Annotated in this window: 18 protein-coding genes; 11 read left to right on the top strand and 7 right to left on the bottom strand. The window is 60.8% G+C overall.

Annotated features, from left to right (window positions below; translation table 11 throughout):
• Positions 1 to 51: 51 nt before the first annotated feature.
• The 3 genes from folD to thrC all read right to left on the bottom strand — a co-directional run bounded on the left by folD (position 52) and on the right by thrC (position 3,058).
• Positions 52 to 963 carry a bifunctional methylenetetrahydrofolate dehydrogenase/methenyltetrahydrofolate cyclohydrolase FolD gene (gene folD, locus PLU72_09745; GenBank protein ID HOT28462.1) on the bottom strand — a complete coding sequence of 304 codons (912 nt, stop codon included), beginning with the start codon at positions 961 to 963 and terminating at the stop codon, positions 52 to 54.
• Positions 964 to 1,146: 183 nt separating this feature from the next.
• A complete protein-coding gene (locus PLU72_09740; GenBank protein ID HOT28461.1) occupies positions 1,147 to 1,746 on the bottom strand; it encodes an ankyrin repeat domain-containing protein in 600 nt (199 codons plus the stop codon).
• 85 nt (positions 1,747 to 1,831) lie between these two features.
• Complete coding sequence (thrC, locus tag PLU72_09735; protein ID HOT28460.1) at positions 1,832 to 3,058, bottom strand: threonine synthase; 1,227 nt, start codon at positions 3,056 to 3,058, stop codon at positions 1,832 to 1,834.
• A 296-nt stretch (positions 3,059 to 3,354) separates the two neighbouring features.
• Here thrC and PLU72_09730 point away from each other — a divergent pair, with 296 nt between their 5' ends.
• Both PLU72_09730 and PLU72_09725 read left to right on the top strand, forming a co-directional pair.
• On the top strand, positions 3,355 to 3,693 hold the full coding sequence (locus tag PLU72_09730) for a hypothetical protein (GenBank protein ID HOT28459.1): 339 nt from the start codon (positions 3,355 to 3,357) through the stop codon (positions 3,691 to 3,693).
• Positions 3,690 to 4,523, top strand: coding sequence for a creatininase family protein (locus PLU72_09725; protein HOT28458.1), 834 nt, complete (start codon positions 3,690 to 3,692; stop codon positions 4,521 to 4,523). Before PLU72_09730 ends, PLU72_09725 begins: the two co-directional genes overlap by 4 nt.
• Here the strand turns inward: PLU72_09725 and PLU72_09720 are convergent.
• On the bottom strand, positions 4,520 to 5,443 hold the full coding sequence (locus PLU72_09720) for a reverse transcriptase family protein (GenBank protein HOT28457.1): 924 nt from the start codon (positions 5,441 to 5,443) through the stop codon (positions 4,520 to 4,522). The genes PLU72_09725 and PLU72_09720 overlap by 4 nt on opposite strands.
• A 376-nt stretch (positions 5,444 to 5,819) precedes the next feature.
• Positions 5,820 to 7,085: a hypothetical protein gene (locus PLU72_09715; protein HOT28456.1), complete on the bottom strand. Its 1,266-nt coding sequence runs from the start codon at positions 7,083 to 7,085 to the stop codon at positions 5,820 to 5,822.
• Between the two features lie 504 nt (positions 7,086 to 7,589).
• Between PLU72_09715 and PLU72_09710 the strand changes: the two genes are divergently transcribed.
• From PLU72_09710 to PLU72_09700, 3 genes are read left to right on the top strand one after another with little or no spacing between them, the layout of a single operon-like run.
• Complete coding sequence (locus tag PLU72_09710; GenBank protein HOT28455.1) at positions 7,590 to 8,495, top strand: hypothetical protein; 906 nt, start codon at positions 7,590 to 7,592, stop codon at positions 8,493 to 8,495.
• 6 nt (positions 8,496 to 8,501) lie between these two features.
• A complete protein-coding gene (locus PLU72_09705) occupies positions 8,502 to 9,293 on the top strand; it encodes a hypothetical protein (protein ID HOT28454.1) in 792 nt (263 codons plus the stop codon).
• A 30-nt stretch (positions 9,294 to 9,323) separates the two neighbouring features.
• The gene (locus tag PLU72_09700) at positions 9,324 to 10,502 is read left to right on the top strand and encodes an ankyrin repeat domain-containing protein (GenBank protein HOT28453.1); all 1,179 of its coding nucleotides are present in this window, start codon (positions 9,324 to 9,326) and stop codon (positions 10,500 to 10,502) included.
• 15 nt (positions 10,503 to 10,517) lie between these two features.
• On the opposite strand, the gene PLU72_09695 is transcribed toward PLU72_09700, so the two are convergent.
• Positions 10,518 to 11,144, bottom strand: coding sequence for a hypothetical protein (locus PLU72_09695; protein HOT28452.1), 627 nt, complete (start codon positions 11,142 to 11,144; stop codon positions 10,518 to 10,520).
• A gap of 184 nt (positions 11,145 to 11,328) precedes the next feature.
• Between PLU72_09695 and PLU72_09690 the strand changes: the two genes are divergently transcribed.
• The 6 genes from PLU72_09690 (at position 11,329) to speA (ending at position 21,275) form a co-directional block, all read left to right on the top strand.
• Positions 11,329 to 14,745: a protein kinase gene (locus tag PLU72_09690; protein HOT28451.1), complete on the top strand. Its 3,417-nt coding sequence runs from the start codon at positions 11,329 to 11,331 to the stop codon at positions 14,743 to 14,745.
• Between the two features lies 1 nt (position 14,746).
• A complete protein-coding gene (locus PLU72_09685) occupies positions 14,747 to 14,959 on the top strand; it encodes a hypothetical protein (protein ID HOT28450.1) in 213 nt (70 codons plus the stop codon).
• A gap of 97 nt (positions 14,960 to 15,056) precedes the next feature.
• On the top strand, positions 15,057 to 17,543 hold the full coding sequence (locus PLU72_09680; protein HOT28449.1) for an AAA family ATPase: 2,487 nt from the start codon (positions 15,057 to 15,059) through the stop codon (positions 17,541 to 17,543).
• A 14-nt stretch (positions 17,544 to 17,557) separates the two neighbouring features.
• Positions 17,558 to 18,610, top strand: coding sequence for a YitT family protein (locus tag PLU72_09675; protein ID HOT28448.1), 1,053 nt, complete (start codon positions 17,558 to 17,560; stop codon positions 18,608 to 18,610).
• A 43-nt stretch (positions 18,611 to 18,653) separates the two neighbouring features.
• Complete coding sequence (locus PLU72_09670) at positions 18,654 to 19,058, top strand: hypothetical protein (GenBank protein ID HOT28447.1); 405 nt, start codon at positions 18,654 to 18,656, stop codon at positions 19,056 to 19,058.
• 309 nt (positions 19,059 to 19,367) lie between these two features.
• Complete coding sequence (gene speA / locus PLU72_09665) at positions 19,368 to 21,275, top strand: biosynthetic arginine decarboxylase (protein ID HOT28446.1); 1,908 nt, start codon at positions 19,368 to 19,370, stop codon at positions 21,273 to 21,275.
• A 64-nt stretch (positions 21,276 to 21,339) separates the two neighbouring features.
• On the opposite strand, the gene PLU72_09660 is transcribed toward speA, so the two are convergent.
• A partial coding sequence (locus PLU72_09660; protein ID HOT28445.1) for a hypothetical protein occupies positions 21,340 to 21,567 on the bottom strand: 228 nt, incomplete at its 5' end.

The raw sequence follows: 21,567 nt of genomic DNA, 5'->3' as shown, positions 1-21,567 counted from the left end.
TATATATTATTCTACATAAAGAGGCGCGAGAACCGCCCCGCGGTCGATTGGTTACCGTTCTTTTGCCACGGGCACCGCCGGATGCGCATGCGGAGTCGCGAAAAGCGCGTTGCGGGCCTTGAGCGTGTTCGACAGAAGCATGGCGATCGTCATCGGGCCGACCCCGCCGGGAACGGGCGTGATGTACGACGCGCGTTCCGCGGCCGTCTCGAACTCGACGTCGCCGACGAGTTTCATCGCGCCGGGCTTGTCAGGGTTCGGCACCGAGTTGGTTCCCACATCGATGACGACAGCTCCCGGCTTGATCCATGCGCCGGGAATGCAGCGCGGCTTTCCGACGGCGGCGCAGACGATATCGGCCCGGCTGACCTCCTCCTGGAGGTTCTGCGTTCTGGAGTGTGCAACCGTGACCGTCGCGTTCATCTTCATCAGCATGACCGCGAGGGGCTTGCCGACGATGTTGCTCCTGCCGACGACGAGCGCCCTCTTTCCGGCGATGTCGATTCCGGTGCGCCTGATCATCTCGATCACGCCGAGGGGGGTGCAGGGGGCGAAACACTCGGTTCCGATCGAGAGGCGGCCGACGTTCACGGGATGGAAGCCGTCGACGTCCTTCGTCGGGTCGATCGCCTCGATGGCGGCGTATTCGTCGATCTGTTTCGGCAGAGGAAGCTGCACGAGAATGCCGTGAATGCGGATATCGTCATTCAGTTCCCGGATTTGTCCGATCAGTTCGCCCTGGCTGGTCGTCTCAGGCATCTTGATTTCCCGGGACACAAACCCGACGGCTTCGCAGGCCTTGCGCTTCTGGCTAACGTACACTTCCGAAGCGGGGTCCTGGCCGACAAGAATGACGGCCAGCCCGGGAAGCCGTTCCTGCCTGAAGGCGAGCGCCTGAACGTCCTGTCGTATCTCTTCACGGATCGTTCTCGAAATCCCGGCACCGTCGATGATCGTAGCCACGCAGACCTCTTTCTGATGCAAATGAAGGAGACAAAACAGGGGGGAGTATACTCCCCCCCGCCGGCATTGGCAAGAAACCGGAACGACATTCCCTGAGACGAGAGTGTATAACACACGCTTGCATTATTTCGTTTGACGCGAAAGGGATCATCGCGATGCGCCCCTGCCTGGCCCGATTCCGGATCAACGCATTTTTCGTGCTTCAGCCAGATATTTGAGGATCTCCGCATATCCCTTCCTTCGGGCGACCCGTTCCGGGGTTTCGCCGTCGCGGTCGCGGTGATCGGGCCGGGCGCCGTTGTCGAGGAGAAGCTTCACGGTCGAGGCATGCCCATCGTCGACAGCCCAGAGCAGGGGAGTCTGGCCGGCCTGATTCGTGACGTCTACCGGGACGCCCTTCCTGAGAAGCCAGCATACGATCCCGTCATAACCCCGTACGGCAGAAAGATGAAGAGCGGTGTTTCCGCGGTCATCGGCGACGTCTGCACGGCAGCCCCGCACGGCAAGATGTTTCATGATCTCGAGCTTTCCCCAGCCTGCGGCATATACCATCAGTGGCATTCCCGAAGAATGCCGGGCGCTCAGGTCTGGACTCCGGGCAAGCAGCTTCCGAACTTGCGCAACATCCCCGGTTTCAATCGCATGGAACAGGCCTGCGGTGATCTCGTCCTGTTTCCCTGTTGCCGCCTTTGATTCAGGTTTCGAGTCACTTGATTCTCCGACGGAACCGGAGATGTCCCTCATGACGCCGTCGATGACGTTCCCGATGATGTCATCGAGCACTTGGCCGTCTCCTGAGCTGGATCCTGCCAGGCACATGAGAAGCGCCGTGAAAATCGCGACGCTTCTCATGGCACCGACGGAACAATCATGAAAGAGATTTGATGGCTGATTCGACGGCCTGCATGTTCGGAGCCACCGGGTTCGGCAGCTGGCAGACGGAGATCGCCGACTCGATATCCTTGAGCCCGTTTCCCGTGATGAGAACGACGACGGTTTCCTTCGATCCGATGTTTCCTGCCGAAGCGTGTTTTTTGAAGCCGGCGTATGCCGTGACCGCCGCTGGTTCGCCGAACACGGCGGTATTTCGTGGAAGCTCAACGAGGGCAGCCCTGATCTCGTCGTCCGTCACGGAAATGCAGTCCCCGTTCGACTCTTTCAGCCCGCGCAGCGCCTTGAGGCGGTTTCTCGGAACGCCGACGGCGATGGAATCAGCGATCGTATTCCCGTTCTGTGGGGTGAATTTTCCGGTTTTCAGCGCGACTTCGACCGGGTTGCATCCGGCGGCCTGGACGCCGATGATGCGCGGCAGCTTCTCGATCGCTCCGATCATCTTCAGATCGTAAAACCCCTTATATATACCAGACGTGATACATCCGTCGCCGATCGAAACGTAAACTCGGTCGGGTATCTGGTAGCCGTTCTGTTCCCAGATTTCGTAGGCAACCGTCTTCTTGCCCTCGACGAGGTAGGGGTTGTAGGCGCAGTTGCGGCTGTAGAAGCCGAACCGTTTCGTGGCCTCGACCGAGAGCTCGAAGGCCTTGTCGTACGAGTCGTCGACGATGATCGTGTTCGCCCCGTAGACGAGCAGCTGCGTCACCTTTGCCTTTGGCGCGCGCTTCGGCACGAAAATGAAGGTCTTGATCCCGAGGGAAGCGGCAAACCCGGCAAGCGAGCTGGCCGCGTTCCCGGTCGAAGCTGCGCAGATCGCCTTCGCCCCGGCCTCGATGGCCTTGGAAACGCCGATCGCGCTCGCGCGGTCCTTCAGGGATGCGGTGGGATTCCGACCGTCATCTTTTATGTAAACCTTTGAAAGGGCGAACTGCTGTTCGAGTTTTCCGGAACGATACAGCGGGGTCATTCCGACTTCGAGGGGGGAAACCGGCGTGCTCGGCTCGAGCGGCAGAAGGTCGCGATACCGCCAGAGACTCTGCGTGCTGTTTCCCTTCAGGCGGGTGGCGTAATCAGGCATCTTCGGATACTCGTAGATGATATCCAGGATGCCGTCCGTCCCGCATTTGTCACACACATACCGGTCCGGGGCGGGCGGAAACTCGGCTCCGCACAACATGCATTTCATACTGACGATGTTCATCTTCATTTCTCCGTTGCCTTGATGATGATGGCTTTTCTGTCGGCCACCGCGAAACGTATGGAAACCTATAACACCGTCAACCCAGATTTTCCAGTTCCGAAACATCACCCCCCGACGTTTCTTATATGTTTACATAATATATATTATCGGCCTTTTTCGGTTTTTCCCGACCCGCCTTGCAATTTGACGGAAACCTGCGGCATACTGGAATCCGGCGGCACGCACGGCGGTCCCAACCCAGAAAATCGGAACCCCGCAAAGCCTTTCGAAGATAACCTTGTGAGGATGCAATCATTATGATCAAGACAAAGGCGGAAATTCTCGCCGAACTTCCCACCATGACCGAAGCCGAATACGACACCCAAGTCAAGGCCTTCATCATCGACCTCCGCTCGAAAATCCCGATGCTTCAGGCCGCGACGAACCGAAAGGCGTTCAACGAAGTCATGGCGCTCACCCAGCGCATCCGGTCGGCCGCCATCAATCTCCGCCTCGAAAACATCGCCTCGCTCTGCTCGTCGATCCTGAACAACCTCCGCACGATCCCCGACCTGCCGCTCCTGTCCGAACTCCAGCGACAGCTGCTCGTCGAAATGAACAACGTCGATCGCGATCAGATCAAAGCGGCTCAATGAACCTCAACACCCTGACAGCCGCTGAACTCGCTTCGTTCGACCGCGCCCAGACGCTCGTCCTGGTTCCAGCCGGTTCCACCGAGCCGCACGGCCCCCACCTCCCGCTCGGAACCAAAGCCTATCTTGCCGAAGCCCTCGCGTTTGAAATCGGACAGCACCTGAAGGACGCCGGCCTCAAGTATCTCGTGGCGCCGGTCTTCCCGTATCTGCCGTGCCAAGCCAGTCTCGGCATCGAAGGAGCCCTCACGATCAGCCCCCGCACCGCCTGCGAAATCCTGTATGAAATCGGGGCCGCCTTCCACCGAGACGGGTTCCGCAACCTCGCCTTCATCCACCTCAGCACCTCGCCCGATGCGACGAAAGCAATCATGACGGCCTGCGACGAGCTTTCCCAACTCAACGGCATGACCACCATCGATCCGCTTGCCGCCGTCCGCTTCACCAACCCGCCCGAAATATCTGCCGCCCTCAAACAGCAAGGAACCGACCCCTTGTCCGAACTCCACGGCGATGCCCGGGAAACAGGGGCGATGCTGTATCTCGATCCCGATCTCGTCAAGACCGACTGCTCGGCGATTCTCCCCCCGCGGATCATCAACCTCCCATGGGAATCCCTCAAGGGGAATTTCTCCTGGAAAGACCGCGGCGCCGTCGACGGGTATGCAGGCTCCCCGGCCGCCGCGACGCCCAAACTCGGCCAACTCTTCCTCGAAGAACTCGGACGTATCGGCGCGGAATCGATCGTTTCCGTGTTCAACGGCGGCCAGGCACCGACTCTCCCGCTCAGCGCCCGCCTCTTCCTCAAACTCGTCAGCCTGGACGATCTCTAACCGCCGCGCACTCGCCGCTGATCGACGATCATCTGCCGCAACGATCTCCAGCCGTTCAACTGCTCCACGGAAAGTGTAGCCGGCTTTCCGGTCGCCCGGTGATGTTCGACGGCGCGAAGCCATTTTCTTGTGCGCCGCGGCAAGTCGACCTTCTGGTTCACGACGAGACCGGTGACGGTTTGGCACCGGGCATACGTCATGACGCGAAGTTTCTCCTTCTCGTGCATGATGTAGCCATGTTCCTTGACGATCCTCGAGACCATTTTGAGAAACGAGCAGGTTTCTTTTTTCGGAAGTTCTTTCCTCGTCGGGAATGAAAACGTGAGATCGTCGGCATATCGCGAATAGATGCCGCCATAATGTTTCGCCAGACCTTCCAGCCGCGCGTCCATCGCGTGGTTGACGAGATTCGCAAGCCGGGGGCTCGTCGGGGCCCCCTGAGGCAACCCGCCGTTCCAGACGGTCAACCGCATCAGCATATCGGCCGCGTCGTTATTCCACCCGATGAACGTGAAATACTCCTTGATTCTCCTGGCCTGTGTTTTCGGGAAAAAATCCTTCAGATCGACGCTGATGACGAGGTCTTTGTTGATGTGCTGCTGCGCGTTCGTCACAATCGAGCGGCCTCGTTCGAAACCGTGGACCGATTCGTGCGCGGAAAGCCGTCTCAAAAGCTTATGAAGGATGCATCGCTGGAGCTTCTTCAGTTCCGGCGTTGGTTCGAGCAAAACTCGTGTGCCGCCTGAGCGTTTCTTGACACGGATTTCACGATACGCCGGACGAATCGACATCAGCTCTTCCTCGGTGACGCCCAGCCGCCCGGCAAGCTCGCGTACATCCTTGCCCTCGTTTCGCCGGGAATGCCCCGCGCCTCCGATACCTTCTCCCAGGAGCCCGGAAATCCAATCGAGGATACTCATACGATGCTGATCCTTTCGTGAAGACAGGCGCGGTTCTCACCGCGCCTGCCTCTGCCTTGCGCAGATTGCGTAGCAATCTGACACCGAATCTGATCCCGCTTTTAGCGTTCCAGTGCCGGCGAAACACCGGCGGCGCTTTCGCGCGCCAAGGCATGAATCAACCATACCCGATCGCCATTCATGAGTCAACCCGCTTGAACGTCAGAAACAAAACAGTTTACATATTGTATGTTCTCACGACTCGTTCGCTTGATGTCTTTTACATCGTACGTTATATAATATGATATTGATTATTGCCATTCAAGAGAATCCCGGCGACGGTCGTTCGTCCGTCGCCGGGATTCCTGTGTTTTTCGAACGTCTTGGAATACGCCCGTCAGCGTTCGGTGGATCCGTTCTCGTGAAGGTCGGTGAATTTCACCTTTTCCCCCCAGAGCAGGAGGGCATTCCTGACGGAATCGAGCATCTTGTCGTCATCCGTGAGCTTCAGGAAAGACGGTGCGACACCACTGTCCCGTTCGACGGATTTGATGAATTCGCGAACGCGGAGCTGACTTTCACGGTCGCGTTTCAGGCATCCGAACGGGATCGTGCCCAGCGCGCCCCCTCCCCTTCCGCCCGAAACCGCGTCAGAAGGGACGTTCCCGCGGGAAGGCGCGATGCGTTCGCTCTGGCCGTGAGCCTTGAGCCGCTCTTTCGATTTCTGGGCCATCTCGGAACCGGGGAATCGCCGGATGCACGTGCGATACATGTCGTATGCCTGGGAGAATTCGTTCAGATACTCGTACACGACTCCCAGAACGTACATCGCATCGGGAACGAGCGCCGTGTTCCAGGAGTTTTCATACATCTGAAGGAAGTCACGGTATTCGGACGCGGCCTGGTTCATGTCTCCAAGAACGACGCTGCAGTAGCCAGTGAAATACGCGGCTTCACGGCGAACCTCGTCGTGGCCGCCATTCCGGGCATAGTAGCGGAAATGCTCCCGCGCCTCGGAAACGTAGCCCATATTCATCATCGCATGCGCCTCGGCAAGGACACCGTTGACGGTTTTGTAGGTCGCTCTCCACCCCATCTGATCGAGCAGGAGATTGAGGCTCGCCCTCAGCGAGTCATCGAGCGGTATTTTCTGGATAAGCATGTCGATCAGTATTTCATTTAGGTCGGTGGCGGGGCCTCCATCCGTTCGGTAGGGAATTCTCCTGCCGGATTGATCCTCCCACCATGACCAGCCAGTGGTCGGGTATACGACGCGGTGCCCGTCGCGGCCTTCCGTCCACGTCCAGCCGTTGGTCGGATAGACGGCTCGCTGCCCGTCGCGTCCTTCCGTCCAGGTCCAGTCGTTGGTCGGATAGACGGTCCTGTTGCCGTTACGATCCTCCGTCCACGTCCAGCCGTTGCTCGGATAAATGATTCTGCGGCCATTCCGGCTTTCCGTCCAGGTCCACCCGTTGGCAGGATACACGACACGGCGACCATCTTTTCCTTCGGTCCAGGTCCATCCGGTCGATGGATAATAAATCCGAACGCCGTCCCGCCCTTCCGTCCATGTGATGGAGGCCTGAGACGCAGTCGCGAGCATTGCCAGGAAGCCGAAGCAGAGAAGGTGAACAATCGCGAGCCTTCGAAAATATCCCTTCATGACATTCTCCTCTAAGAGCAAGTTCAGGCCAAACCTCCGGATCAGCGGCGAGTCCGCATCGACCTTTCAATGCATCCTTCTCCTCTTTCTGCTGACCGGCGCAGCACCGATCAAGTATACCAAAGGATCATCCATGCAAAACAGTAAAAAATCATATCGACCTCTCGCATGAGTTTACATATTCTATTTTCTCCAGACCCATTTTTCTGAAGCCCCCGATTGTTTCCACAGTCCGCCGCAGATCTCGTGTTCATTCGATCGCTGACGGAATGAGCTGAACCTGGGGTATGGCAACAGTGCGATTTTTTTCGTATCATGGGCCCCATGAATACCCTTGATCTCCACATCTGCGCGACGCATCTGCTGTTCGGCGCCCTTTCTCTCGTTACGGTCGCTCTTCTCTCGAGAAGCCGGATGAGATTCGCCATGCTATTCATCCCTCTCGTTTTTGTCAGCGGTTGTGCAGTTGCATCATCGTACAGATCCCGGGACTCCTTCCTTTTCATGCGGGATATGGCCTGGCTCGCGTTCGGGTATCTTCCGGCGACGCTTGCCGTGTCGGCCTTGTTTCTGGCCCGAAGCCGCGAATGGGCGCGCGCGTTCACGGCCACCCTGCTTGCGGGACTGCTCTTGGCCGTCGCCTGGCAGGGATTCTTCGTCGAGCCAGGCCAACTGACGGTGCGGCGTCTTCAGATCGCCACACCCAAGATCCGTTCGAAGATCCGCATCGCTTTCATGAGTGATATTCAAAGCGATACGTTCGGCGAAAACGAGCGGCGGGTCTGGCGGTCGCTTCTCGCCGAGAAACCCGACCTCATCCTCCTCGGCGGCGATTACACCCACGACTGGTCCGAGTCCGTCCGGCAGAACGTCCGCCTCGCGACTCGCGAGTATCTGTTGAACATCGGATTCAAGGCCCCGCTCGGCGTGCTGGCGATCCAGGGGAACGTCGACACCCTGCCCTGGACCGAGATGTTTTCAGGAACGGGCGTCGAAACCGTGTCGAGCCGCTCGGCGCTCCGGTTCGAAGGCGGACTCGCCGTGACGCTCCTCGGCATGCGGGAATCGTTCGACTCCCGGCTGAAGATCCCGCCCACCGAGGGATTTCACCTCGTCGTCGGGCATGCGCCCGATTACGCGCTCGGCCGGGTTTCGGCCGACCTGATGCTCGCTGGGCACACTCACGGGGGACAGGTCAGGCTTCCTTGGTTCGGCCCGCTCGTCACCTCAAGCAAACTGCCGCGCCAAGCCTGCGACGGAGAATCGATATTTCCCGACGGGCGCCGCCTGTTCGTAACCCGCGGCGCCGGCCTCGAACGGAAACACGCGCCCAGAATCCGTCTTCTCTGTCCTCCCGAGATCGTGGTCCTGGATCTCATTCCGTCAGGATCGGCCGGGCCGGCCTCCTGAGCCGCCGTGAGGTTTCTTTCCTCCCGCCCGTCGTTTCCGGCGTGGGCCCAATGCCTCCTGCTCCTGGTCCTGTTCATAACTTGCATCGAGCTCTGGGTCCCCTGGTTTCTCCAGTTTTTCCCCCCGCCGGGGGTCCTGAAGACCATCGTTTCCGACGGTCAAGAGCGTGAATACTACCTGTTCGTCCCGGAGGAGCTTCCGGCATCGCAGGCCGTTCCGCTCCTTTTCATGCTCCAGGGTTTCGACGCGCCCGATGCGCCGTCGGGCGCAACCCGATCGCTGTACCGGCAGATTGCCGATGCGGCCCGTCTGCATCGGTTCATCGCCGTCTTTCCGCGCGGCATGACCGGCTCGTATCCCGACGTTCCCGGCGTCAGGGCATGGTGCCCCGAGCACTTTCACGAGAACCGGGCGTTTCTCGTGCGGCTCGTCTCGGAGCTTCGGCGTTCGTACCCCGTCGACGAAGGCCGGATCATTCTCGCCGGCTTTTCCAACGGCGCCTATTTCGCCTCGACCGAACTCACCGTCAGGACGGACACCCCGTTCACCGGCTTCTGGCTCGACGGCGGCGGGTATCCCTACGGGTTCAGGCCCGACGTCAAACGGCGGCCCGTCTTTCTCACCTGGGGCGAACGGGATATCTATAACGCATCATATACGAGAGAACTGGAGGCCTTTCTCGTCGATCACGGCTGGAAGCGCGGCGAAACCCTACTCACGGTGCCCCATCCCTGGGCCCATGTCTTCAACAATGCCGCCGTCGGAAACGCCATCGCCTTTCTCCTCGGAACCAGGTAGGGTATACTGGAAACGAGGAAACACCACATCTTGATCAATTTTCCGGAAACATTCGCCGGCCGTGCGGCGCTTCTCGGGGGCGCCGGATGCGGCTTCGTCGCCGTCACTCGTCTCGCGCTCTCGGACCTGCCCGCGTATGTTCCGGCCGCGGCCCTGGCGCTTCTGATCGCCGTTCTGTTCCTGGCCTGGTATCTCCCCTATCATTCCCTTCACCAGTGCGCCCGCGCGGGCAATTCCGGGCGGACCGCCCTTCTCCTGGGACAGGGGGCCGACCCAGACCGCCTCGATATCTGGGGTCTCACCCCCCTTCACATCGCCGTCAGCATGGGCCACCGGGAAACGATCCGGATCCTGCTCTCCGGAAAAGCTGATCCGAACGTTCCCGGCGCATCCGGCAACTGGCCGGGGTCGACGCCGCTGCATCTGGCGGTTGCGACCGGCCAGGCCGACCTGGTCGATATGCTGCTGGACGCCGGAGCCCGTCCGAACGTCCAGATGAACGACGGCGCTCCGCCGTTGCACATCGCGATCATTACCGGCCGTCCCGACCTGGTGAAGCATCTTCTCGAGCGCGGCGCCGATCCGAACCTTCACGGCCCGGAAACCGCGCCGCCCATTCATCTCGCCCTGCTCTCGGATTCCCCTGAGATCGTAATGCTTCTGCTGGATGCGGGGGCCAATCCGGAAGCCCGAGGCCCGAACGGCGGCACCGCTCTTCATCTCGCGGCCGCTCTTGGCCGTTGCGATGCGGCCCGCATCCTGCTCGACCGGGGAACGGACATCCATAGCCGCAACGACATCGGAGAAACGCCGCTTCATTACGCAGCTCGCGAGGGACAGGGCGAATTCGTCGCCTTCCTGCTCGAACGCGGAGCGCAGGTTGACGCGCGAACGTCGACCTGGGGAACAGCTTTACATAGTGCAGCATATCATTCTCGGACCGACATCGCGAAACTGCTGCTCGACCGCGGGGCGAACGTCAACGCCCGCGCCAACGACGGCATGACGCCGCTTCACCAGGCTGCGGCCCGCGGGAGCACCGCGACGGCGGCCCTGCTCATCGACCGCGGGGCGGAGATCGACGCCCGCGGGGACTACGATCTTACGCCGCTGCATGTTGCGAGAGCGCAGGGGCATGCAGAAACGGCCGAACTGCTTCTCTCGAAAGGCGCAGAAGACGCCCCGCCGCCCTCGGATCCCCTCGGGTGATCCGCGTCATCCCCTTCAGCGTTTCTCCGGGAAAGCGGCGAGCAGCAGGAGTTCGGGCGACCAATTTTCGAGGAGCTTCGCCAACGGCGCACAATGCGTCCAGCCGGTGATATGGCAAAGATGCCCCCGCGCAGACGCCAGTTCCTCTTCGAGACGGGAGGCGATACGCTCGTCAGCGGGGGTCACTCCGCCGCGGCTCCGCATCCTGCGTCGGGCCGTTTCCCATTGACTTCGCACCTGGACGGCAAGCGACGGTACGGGTTCAACGGCAAGCCGCGCAAGGTTTTCCGGGGACATCAGCTCGGTTTCGAAGAGTTCGAGAAGCTCCCTGGATTCATCATCATTCCCGACCTGGGTGAGCCTGGCGGAAGAGGATCTGCACCAATCCTCCGCGGCTCGCAGTTCGTACGGGACGGCGATCTGGGCTTCGACGGCCTCGAGGGCGGGCGGCAGGGTTCCGTCGGCTCGCCTGAAGGTGGCGAGGCGGCCGAGAAAGCCGGGGCCGCGCGACCGCCGGAACTCGACGGCGAACCGGCTGACGTCGACGGTGACGAGATCCGGCCCGATGGTCGCAAGGGCGCAAAGAAGCCGGTCGTAGCCGGCGGGATCGAGATGGACCGTTCCGACGATGGTCAGCGGCATGGGGTTTCTCCACACATGCGAACGAACATACCTCATCCGGACTTCTTTGAACACCCGTCGACTCCGGCGACGTTCCCCTCCGCCGGAAATCTTGAATGATGAGGGGGGGCGCGGGTAGAATACGGGAAGACAACCTGCGCGACGAATATCGCAACGGTCGTCGCCCGAAGAGGACAAAAACCGCATGTTTGAACCGAACACCATCGTAGGCCGGCATTACCGCATCGTTTCCCAGCTGGGATCGGGCGGCATGAGCCAGGTCTACAGAGCCGTCGACGTCAACCTCGGCCGCGAGGTTGCCCTCAAGTTCCTGCATCCCGAGTCGGTCGGCGAAAAGGATCTGGTCCAGCGATTCCTCAACGAGGGAAGGATCCTGGCGACAATAAAACACCGGGCCGTCATCGACGTCTACGCGTCCGACACCGACGAGGCAACAAAGGCCCCCTTCCTCGTCATGGAACTCGTCGACGGTCTCACGCTCGAAGCGGCCGAGCACACGCTCCGCAGCGATCTTCCCCGGCTGCTGCAGCTGTTCATCGAACTTCTCGAAGGCATTCACGCCTGCCACCAGAAGGGCATCATCCACCGCGACCTCAAGCCCGCCAACGTGTTGATCAACCGGTCTGGCCAGCTGAAAATCGTCGATTTCGGCGTCGCGAAGACGGCCCGCAAGGTGACCCGCACGGGCGTGACGCTGGGAACTCCGCATTACATGGCGCCCGAGCAGTGCCTCGGTAAAGCCGACATTACCGCCGCCGCCGACATCTACTCGATCGGCATCATGTTCTGGGAGATGCTGGCCGGCAAGGTGCCGTTCGACATCGATTCACAAGCGACGGACCCCGCTCTCTCGATCGCGCTCAAGCATCTCAACGAGCCCGTGCCGATCGATCGCATCAACGAAGATCCGCGCACAGCGCCGTTCTCGGACCTTCTGCACAAGATGCTGGCCAAGAAGCCAGAGGACCGGCCGACGGTCCCCGATATCATCGAAGCGCTGAAGAAGCGGATGAAGGCGCCGGCCCCCGGAACGGCGACGACCGCCTCCGATCCGGCGATGATCGGCGACATCTACCGGCTCGAACGCGTTCTCGGCCAGGGCGGCATGGGAACCGTCTACAAGGCCCTCGACACGGCCCTGAATCGCCCCGTCGCGATCAAGGTGCTGAACGCCAGCATCTCGACGGACGAGACGGTCGTCGACCGGTTCATCAAGGAAGGCCAGCTTCTCGCGACGGTCGGCCACCCCAACGTGCTGGCCATCTACGCCTCTTCCCGCGACAAGGCGACCGGCCGGCCGTTCCTCGTCATGGAATTCATCGACGGGATGCTCCTCAGCGACATCAAGAAATCCGGCGTTCCCGAGCACCGGCGCATCGTCCCCCTGATGCTCCAGCTGCTGGACGGGATCCGCGCCTGCCACGCGAAGGGCTTCATTCATCGAGATCTCAAGCCCAGCAATCTCATGGTGACGCGCGACGGCACCTTGAAAATCTTCGATTTCGGCATTGCGAAGACGGAAGCGGCCATGACCCGGGTCGGCATGACTCTCGGCACGCCCCAATACATGTCGCCCGAGCAATGCACCAGCGGGTCGGCCCTCACGCCCGCCTCTGACGTCTACTCGATCGGCATCGTCCTCTGGGAGCTGATCTTCGGCTCGCCCCCCTTCACCGCCGACGGCGATTCGAACCCCGAGCTCTCGATCGCTCTCAAGCAGGTGCAGGGAACCCTGCCCATGCCATCCCTCCCGACCGATCCTGCCTTGGCCGCTCTCGTACCGATGATCCGCCGCATGCTCGACAAACAGCCCGGCCAGCGGCCGACGACGGACGAGATCATTTCCCTGCTCGACGAGCATCTGCAGAAGTATCCCGTCGACGGGGTGCGGATGGACCTGACGAAACGCCGTGACAGCCTGAGGCGCTCCGCCGCGGAAGGGTTGTTCGCGGAAACCGGCTTTTCGTCGAAGTCGGCGTTCGCCGTTTCCGCCGTCGTCCTGCTCGTCGCGGGCCTTCTCATCTGGCAGTATTCCCGAACGCGGGGTTCGATCGTCCAGCAGGACGACCGCGCCGGCCGGATCGCATCGCTTGCACTATATATACGAAACGATATACCTCTTCCCGCTTCTCCCGCGATCGATGCCACGAGCGTGGCGACGCCCGCCGCTTCCGTCTCCGAACCCCGTGTTCCGGCATCCGAGCCCGAGCCGCTCCCGGCAACGGAACCGGCCGTCGTCCCCCCCCCCGTCATGACGCCACCCGTTCCCGTCGAAACGTCCGAAACGATCGTCGTCGCGCCTCCGGCCACGAAAACGGTCGAACTCGTCGCATCGCCTTCCGTCGCCGCCTCCGCCTCGGTCGCCGCGCCGGAAGCGGCCTCCGTGGAAGTCATCACCGCCTCTCCTGCCGGTTCTCCGCCTGCCGTCCAGCCGCCGCAGCCGCCCGCCGCCGATCCGGGGCGCGGCACCCTCGACACCCATTTCGAGGCGGTCCGCAAGGAGATCGACGAGTTCACCGGCGATGAAGATCCATCGAAGATCCAGGGAAAACTCGATGCGCTCGGCGTTCTTGCCGGCTCGGACCAGGTCGCCCCTCTGAAACGTCTGCTGGCCTCCAAGATCGCGCTCGCCGGCGACATGAAACTCATCTCCGACAAGAACGCCGCGATGGCGTTGTATGAACGTGCGCTCGCGATCGATCCCGACCAACCCACGACGAAAGCGAAACTCGGCCTTGCGCGCGAGGCCCTCGAAAGCGAAAAAGCCGCTTCTGCCCGAAAGACGGAGCAGGCGAAAGAGAAGGATCGCGCCGGGCTCCTCGCCTCCGCCGAAAAGGATGTCAGGTCCTTCAAGCCCGGCTTCTCGGCGCCCAGGCCGCTCATCGGGAAACTGAAATCCCTCGATGCCCTCGGGGAAAAGAACCGCGTCTCGGAGCTGACGGCCGAGATCCGCGATAGATACCTGAAGGCCGCAAAAACGCGCGCGGAAAAGGACCCCGCGGGAGCTCTGCGCCTTCTCAAGCAGGCGACCGGCTTTCCCGGCCTCAAGAACGACGGCGACGTGAAATCCCTTCTCGACGAGATTTCCTCGAAAGCGAAAAGCGCCGAGCCCGCCGTCGCAAAGCCGGCCAAGCCGGCTCCCGATTCCGAAACGGGCGGCTCCGGTGAAGCCCAGGAACAGCCGGCAGAGGAAGCGGGCACCGCGCCCGTTCCCACAACCGAAGCAGGCGCCCTGCTCTCGCAGATCACCCAGCCCGAAGTCGTCGGACATAACGTCGAGAAGATCATCCAGCTCTGCCGGGACCTCGAAAAGAAGCGGAGAAAGGATGAGGCTGCGGCCTACCGGCTGCAGGCGGTGGAGAATCTCGTCGACAATGCCGAGGAAAACAGCGCGAACGGGGCCTTCGACGCGGCGATCGCCGACTACAACAAGGCGTTGAAAATCCTTCCGAATCACGCCGGAGCCCTCGCAGGAAAGCGCATCATCGAAAACCTGACAAAAAAAGGCGGGGCCACTCCGAGTCCGTCTTCCGGCGAGGCGCCCGAACCGTATATCGACGCCCAGCCCGACGACGGCTCGTCCGGGGAAGGGGGCGAATAGCATGCAACTCGACGCATGGTGGATGTTCTCGTCGATCGTCTGGGGATCGATCGGGGTCGGACTGGTCATGTACGGCCGCAAAGAGACGGCTCCAGCGTTCCTGGGCGCCGGAGGCATTCTCCTTCTCGCGTCCTATTTCTGTGAAACGACGCTCTGGATGTCGGTCATATCGATCGTCACCCTTTTCGCCCTGCACCGCATCAAATCCCTATAGAATCCATGGCTATATATAGCATAACACATATTATTTCTGGAAGACCCGCGTCTTCGGCATCGCTGTGCCATTCCGGAACCCCCGAGGGGACACTTTCATGAGAGCATCTTCCCAGACAACGCCCTGGGCTGACGCCTATCGGCGACTCGCCGAACAGCTCATTCCCTTCAGCAACAGGCAGGGTGATCTCGTCGAGATTCTGCGCGAACTCGAATTGCTGGGGCTCCCCATGATTCCCCTCACGGAAACCGACTCGACCGACCGCCGCCGGCCGCTCAAGGTGTTCGACCCGTTCACCTTCTTTTCGACCTTCAACCGGAACATCATGCCGGAAAAACGCCTGCGCATCTTCTCCGAGATTTCGAAGCGGTTCGACCCGCGCGCGTCGGCGCTCGACCGCCTTCCGCCGGTTCCCGCCTTCAACGACGTGCGCCCCTGGTTTTTCAACTCGTCCGGCGACCGTCTGTTCAACGAGGTCCACAATCTGTGGGAACTCGCCATTAGTTCGCAGACGGGCGTTGCGGAAGCTGCGGCGGCTTTCGACAAGTGCCTTTCCCTCGACGGTTCGATCTTCGAACGTCTGACCATCGGCCTGTTCTGGCTGAATCCGAAACTCTTCCTTCCCGCGAACCAGCCGGTGAAGCGCTATCTCGAGCAGTTCGGCATCGCCGGGCCTGATCGCGACGCCCGGTCCTATCGCGAGTGGCTCCTGCTCGTCTCGCGCCGCGTCGACGAATCCTTTCCGCAGATCTACACCCGCTCCCACCAGGAGGAATCGCGTCAGGAAAACGACACATGGCTCATCACCTTCGGCCGGAAGCCCGACGAGCAGCGCTGCCTGACCGAAGGGTTCATCAGCCTCGAAATCGCCGAGCAACTTCTGGTCCGCGACATGAACCGCATTCCCGACGAGGCCCCCTCCCCTGCCGGCTCGCCCGAACGGCCAACGGCGCACCAGAACGCCTGGGATTTTCTGATGATCATGCGCGAGGGGGACCTCGTCTTCGCGCGGCATGGAACCGGCCGCCTGTCCGGCGTCGCTCGCGTCGAAGGTCCCGGCGTCCTCGTGAAGGACGCTGGAACGTCCTACCTGATGCGATCCGTCACGTGGCTCAAATGCGGCGGCTGGCGCTTTCCCGAGCATCTCACCGCGACCGTCGCGCCGCTCGTGCGGTTGACGCGATATCCGCAACTCGTCTCGGAACTTCTCGACGTGATGAAGGTTTCCCGGAACGAGCTCGAAAATCCCGAGCGGCGCATCTGGTGGGTCCAGACGAGATCCGACCAGACCGGTTTCGGCAACGTCGACGTCGGAAGCGAACTTCTCCTCCCCACGGTGGACATCAACAACCAGCCGCTTTCCAATCCGGGCCCCTTTCTCGACATGTCCCAGGGCGATCTCGTCCTCGGCTATACCGGCTCCCCCGTGAACGCCATCGTCTGCCTCGGCCAGGTAACGACGCCTCTCACGCAGACCCCGTCCGGCCCCGTCGTCCGCATCCGCAAGACCCGCATGCTCGAACGCCCGATCGCGTTTTCCGAGGTGAAAAAGCACCCGGGACTCGCCCATTCGGATATCATCAGGAACGTCGACTCCCCGCTCATCCGCGTCACCGAATCGGAGTATCGCGACATCCAGTCGCTGTTCGCCGTCCCTGCCCTGCGCACGGATGCGTATGGCGAAGAGGAGTTTTCCGCCGAATGTTTCCTCGACCTCCAGCGGGCCCACGACATCCTCGCCTGCTGGCGCTTGCGGAAGAACCTCATCCTGCAGGGACCGTCAGGCGTCGGCAAGACTTTCCTCGCCCGTCGCCTCGCCTGGCTCCTGCTCTGCGAGCGGAACGACGCCCGCGTCCGGATCGTCCAGTTCCACCCCTCGTATTCCTTCCTGGACTTCGTGCTCGGCCCCCAGGAACTCCCCGGACATGCGGGGCGCCGCAACACCGGCCCCTTCTTCGAGCTCTGCAGACAGGCCCAGCAGGATTCCGCACGCAACTACGTCCTCATCGTCGAAGAGATCAACCGCGGTTCGCCGGAACAGGTGTTCGGCGAACTGATTCAGCTGATCGACGCGGAAAAGCGCCACCAGGACTGCTCGATTTCCCTTTCGTTCCAGCGCCGCGGCGACCCGGATTTCTATATTCCTCCAAATCTGTATATCCTCGGGACCATCAACGCGGCCGAACCCGGGCGGGGCATATCGGATTTCAGTTTCCGCAGAATGTTTTCCTTTGCCCAACTGGATCCGGCATTCGATTCCCCGAGATTCACCCAGCATCTGCTCGATCAAAAAGCCCCGCCCGCCCTCGTCCGGCAGATCTGCGATGGCTTCATCGCGCTCAACTCGCGCATTTCGTCCGATACGGAGCATCTCGGCCCCGGGTACCGGATCGGTCACGGCTACTTCATGCCGCCTCCCGACGGTGTTTCCGACTGGAACGCATGGCATCGGGAGATCATCACGATGCAGATCCGGCCCCTTCTCGAATGCTACTGGCCACACGAACCCGAACGCATCTCGCGCGAAATCGCGCAACTGATGCCGCCCCCCCCGACATCCCCCTCCCGGCAGCCCAAGGACTGACACCCGAGCACACCATGAGCATCATTCACACCGTCGGAACCCTTCTCTTCAACCGGAAACCCAAGCCGCCCTTTGAAATGACCTGCCCGAACTGCGGACATAAACAGGCGCCCAGAAGCGGCGAACGATTCGTCTGCAACAAATGCCATTACAGCGTTGCGGCGCTTCTCTCGACAAAGCCCGTCCCGTTCCGTCTTTCGCAGGCGATGGTCTACGAAGCGTTTTTCATGCTTGCCGGCCCGCTTCTCGCCATCGTCGGGCTCAAGGGTTTCCTGATTCCGAACGGTCTGATCGACGGCGGCGTGACCGGCATCTCGATGCTCCTCTCGCATCTGACCGGCATCGAACTCGCGCTGTTCATCTTCCTCATCAACATCCCGTTCATTTTCGCCGCCTATCACAATTTCAACCGGGAGTTCGCCTACCGGGCAGCGTTCTCCATTCTTCTGCTCTCCATTCTCCTGCCCCTCATCCAAATCCCGATCATCACGAGTGACAAACTCCTGGACGCGATCTTCGGCGGTTTTTTTCTCGGCGCCGGCATCGCATTTTCGATCCGCGGGGGCGGCGTCCTCGACGGGACCGAAATCATGGCGCTGATCATCAGCCGCCGGTTTCCGGCAACCGTCGGCGATTCGATCCTGTTCTTCAACATCATCATCTTCTCGACGGCACTGACGATGTTGAGCCCGGAACACGTCTTCTACTCGATCATCGCGTATCTTTCCGCATCGAAAACCGTCGATTTCATGATGCACGGCATCGAGTCCTACAACGGCGTGATGATCATGTCCGCCAAGTCCCAGCAGATCCGGTTCAATATCGTCAACGATTTTCAGCGCGGCGTGACGATCATCAAGAGCCGTGGCGGCTACTCCGAAAAGGATCAGGAGGTCCTGCTCTGCGTCGTGACGCGCCTCGAAATAAGCAATCTCCGAAAACTCATCGAGGAGCACGATGACAACGCGTTCGTCATCGTCTTCCCCATCAGCGACGTTCACGGCGGCCTTGTGAAGAAGGTGCTGTATGAAAAATCGATCGGCGAGGGAAGACAGCCTTCGACCTGACGCGTCCGCCCCGCCTTCGACGGCGCGGACAGAGGAGACCCTCTTGAACGACGGAAACAACCCACGGGCCGGGCGGGCCAAAACCTCCCCCATCGTCGCGCTGATCATGATCGCACTCGCCTCGTGCGTCATGCTGTTTTTCGTGTTCGACCGGATGGTCGGGAAATCCGCCGTCGAACGCGGCTTCGTCACGAACAAGACGTTCAAGACATCGACCGTCCGGAAGAACAACCGGAACCAGACGAAGACCACCTACTATCTCGACGTCGACACGTCCACCTCGGGCTTTCTCCACCAGGCCGTGGGCAAGTCGGATTACGACAGGTTTTCGAAGGGCGACCAGGTCGAAATGACCTATACGATCGGCGGCGTCACCGGCACCCGCTATTTCAAGGCCATCCGCGCGTATACCGGTCTCGCGGAGCGCGCGCAGACGCCCCGAAAATAATATAGATTTCATCACATTATCGATTCCTGCAGAATGAAAGCCACCCGTTCGCCCTGAGCCTGTCGAAGGGCGAAATGAGGAATCATCGGCAAGTGGCTGCTCGTCCTTCGACAAGCTCAGCACGAACGGAGACTCGAAGCTGGTTTTTGATATGCAGGACTCAATATTCTGCCGGTCGACCCCTTCGCTCCGGGCTCCCTGAATTTTGTTTTTTTCACGAAAATCGTTGCGGCGGATGCCGTTTCCGCATACCATGCTGTAATCGGCGGCATCCGTCCGCCGGCCCATTCCCGAACGAGGTGGCAGACCATGCGCAAATGGCGTCCGGAAGACTCGGCAGAACTGTATAACATCAACGGGTGGGGGATCAATTATTTCAGTATCAACTCGAAAGGACACGTCGTCGTCACGCCCCGCCAGAAAAAGGGGCCGTCGATCGACCTGAAGGAAGTGATCGACGAACTGTCCCTGCGCGACGTCGCGATGCCGGTGCTGCTCCGCTTCCCGGACATCCTCGACGACCGCATCGAGAACATCTCGAACTGCTTCTCGCGCGCCGCGAACGAGTATGATTATAAAGGCCAGTATTATACCGTTTACCCTATCAAGGTGAACCAGATGCGACCGGTGGTCGAAGAGATCGTCCGCCACGGCCGCAAGTTCCGCATCGGCCTCGAGGCGGGCTCGAAGCCCGAACTCCACGCCGTCCTCGCGATCATGGACAACCCGGACGCGCTGATCGTCTGCAACGGGTACAAGGACGAGGATTTCATCGAACTCGCCCTCCTGGCGCAGAAGATGGGCAAGCAGGTCTTCATCGTCGTCGAGAAGCTGAACGAGCTCAGGCTGATCATCAGCGTCGCCAAGCGTCTCAAGCTGAAGCCGAACATCGGCCTCCGGATCAAGCTTTCCTCAAGCGGCTCGGGCAAATGGGAAGAGTCGGGCGGCGACCAGAGCAAGTTCGGCCTCTACCCCAGCGACCTGCTCGATGCCCTGGCCCTGCTGACCGAAGCCGAACTTCTCGACTGCGCAAAGCTCCTGCATTTCCACCTCGGCAGCCAGATCACCAACATCCGCAAGATCAAGGCAGGCCTCCGCGAGGTCGCGCAGTTCTACGTCCAGATGCGCAAGCTCGGGTGCAATATCGAGTTCGTCGACATCGGCGGCGGCCTCGGGGTCGACTACGACGGCTCGCACACGACGATCTCCAGCAGCGTCAACTACGCGCTCCAGGAATACGCGAACGACGCCGTTTCCCTTCTGCAGGACGCCGCCGACAAGAACGGCCTCCCCCACCCTTCGCTGATCACCGAATCCGGCCGGGCCCTGACGGCGTATCACTCGGTGCTGGTGTTCAACGTCCTCGAGACGAGCAGCCCGCCGACCTTCGAGGGCAACACGCACAAGATCACCGCGAAGGACCACGAGCTCGTGCGCGAACTCCACGAGCTGTACAAGCACCTGAACCAGCGCAACATGCACGAGGCGTGGCACGACGCCCAGCAGCTCCGGGAAGAAGCCCTCGACCTGTTCAGCCTCGGCATGGTCGACCTGCGCACGCGCGCCCTCGTCGAGCGGCTCTACTGGTCCATCGCCTACGAGGTCATGGAGCTGTCGAAAGACCTCAAGCACCTCCCCGACGAACTGAAGCCGCTGCCGAAGATGCTGGCCGACAAGTATTTCTGCAACTTCTCGCTGTTCCAGTCGCTGCCGGATGCCTGGGCTATCGATCAACTGTTCCCGATCATGCCGATCCAGCGATTGAACGAAAAGCCTACCAAGGAAGCCACCCTGCAGGACATCACCTGCGACTCTGACGGCAAGATCGACCATTTCATCGGCACCCGCACCTTCTCCTCCACCCTGCCGGTCCACCAGATCAAGGAAGGCCACCCCTACTATCTCGGCGTCTTCATGATCGGCGCCTACCAGGAGATTCTCGGCGACCTGCACAACCTGTTCGGCGACACGAACGTCGCCCACGTCGTCATCAACCCCGACGGCGGCTACGAGATCGAAAAGGTCATCGACGGCGAGCTCGTCGCCGACGTTCTCGACTACGTCCAGTTCGTGCCCAAGAAGCTTGTCCGCACGATGGAAAGCTGGGTCAGCGCTTCCGTCAAGGAGGGCAAGATCACCGTGAAGGAAGGCAAGGAGTTCCTGGCCATCTACCGCTCCGGCCTCTACGGCTACACCTACCTCGAAGCCCCCGAATAAATCATCCCGTATAAAAAGAAGACCGGGCCCGGAGATTTTCCAGGCCCGGTCTTCTTTCAGAGGATCATTTCATGAGTTTGCCGTCGAAGGTCAGTTTGAGGCGGGAGAGGTCGCGCATGTCGCGGCGGTCGCTCTGGATGAGAGGAACGGGGGTGACGGAGATGTAGTTTTCCTCCATGGCCCAGAAGTCGGAACCCTCGACCGGAACGGCCGCAGGGCGTTTGATGGAGGTCCAGAAGTAGGTTTTGCCCCAGGGGGTCTTGCGCTTGAGCCAGGTTTCGCGGTATTGGAA

This window comes from Candidatus Ozemobacteraceae bacterium (genome assembly GCA_035373905.1).
Lineage (GTDB): Bacteria > Muiribacteriota > Ozemobacteria > Ozemobacterales > Ozemobacteraceae > MWAR01.
The sequence above is the reverse complement of the archived record's forward strand: the minus strand, read 5'-3'. Positions and strand labels throughout refer to the sequence as shown.

What these genes read in the sequence shown, in the direction of transcription:
- PLU72_09720 (HOT28457.1), bottom strand. Translation starts at nt 5,443, where the DNA reads ATGAGTATCCTCGATTGGATTTCCGGGCTCCTGGGAGAAGGTATCGGA.
- PLU72_09680 (HOT28449.1), top strand. Translation starts at nt 15,057, where the DNA reads ATGAGAGCATCTTCCCAGACAACGCCCTGGGCTGACGCCTATCGGCGA.
- PLU72_09710 (HOT28455.1), top strand. Translation starts at nt 7,590, where the DNA reads ATGCGGGATATGGCCTGGCTCGCGTTCGGGTATCTTCCGGCGACGCTT.
- PLU72_09690 (HOT28451.1), top strand. Translation starts at nt 11,329, where the DNA reads ATGTTTGAACCGAACACCATCGTAGGCCGGCATTACCGCATCGTTTCC.
- PLU72_09685 (HOT28450.1), top strand. Translation starts at nt 14,747, where the DNA reads ATGCAACTCGACGCATGGTGGATGTTCTCGTCGATCGTCTGGGGATCG.
- thrC (HOT28460.1), bottom strand. Translation starts at nt 3,058, where the DNA reads ATGAACATCGTCAGTATGAAATGCATGTTGTGCGGAGCCGAGTTTCCG.
- PLU72_09725 (HOT28458.1), top strand. Translation starts at nt 3,690, where the DNA reads ATGAACCTCAACACCCTGACAGCCGCTGAACTCGCTTCGTTCGACCGC.
- PLU72_09715 (HOT28456.1), bottom strand. Translation starts at nt 7,085, where the DNA reads ATGAAGGGATATTTTCGAAGGCTCGCGATTGTTCACCTTCTCTGCTTC.
- PLU72_09730 (HOT28459.1), top strand. Translation starts at nt 3,355, where the DNA reads ATGATCAAGACAAAGGCGGAAATTCTCGCCGAACTTCCCACCATGACC.
- PLU72_09675 (HOT28448.1), top strand. Translation starts at nt 17,558, where the DNA reads ATGAGCATCATTCACACCGTCGGAACCCTTCTCTTCAACCGGAAACCC.
- PLU72_09695 (HOT28452.1), bottom strand. Translation starts at nt 11,144, where the DNA reads ATGCCGCTGACCATCGTCGGAACGGTCCATCTCGATCCCGCCGGCTAC.
- speA (HOT28446.1), top strand. Translation starts at nt 19,368, where the DNA reads ATGCGCAAATGGCGTCCGGAAGACTCGGCAGAACTGTATAACATCAAC.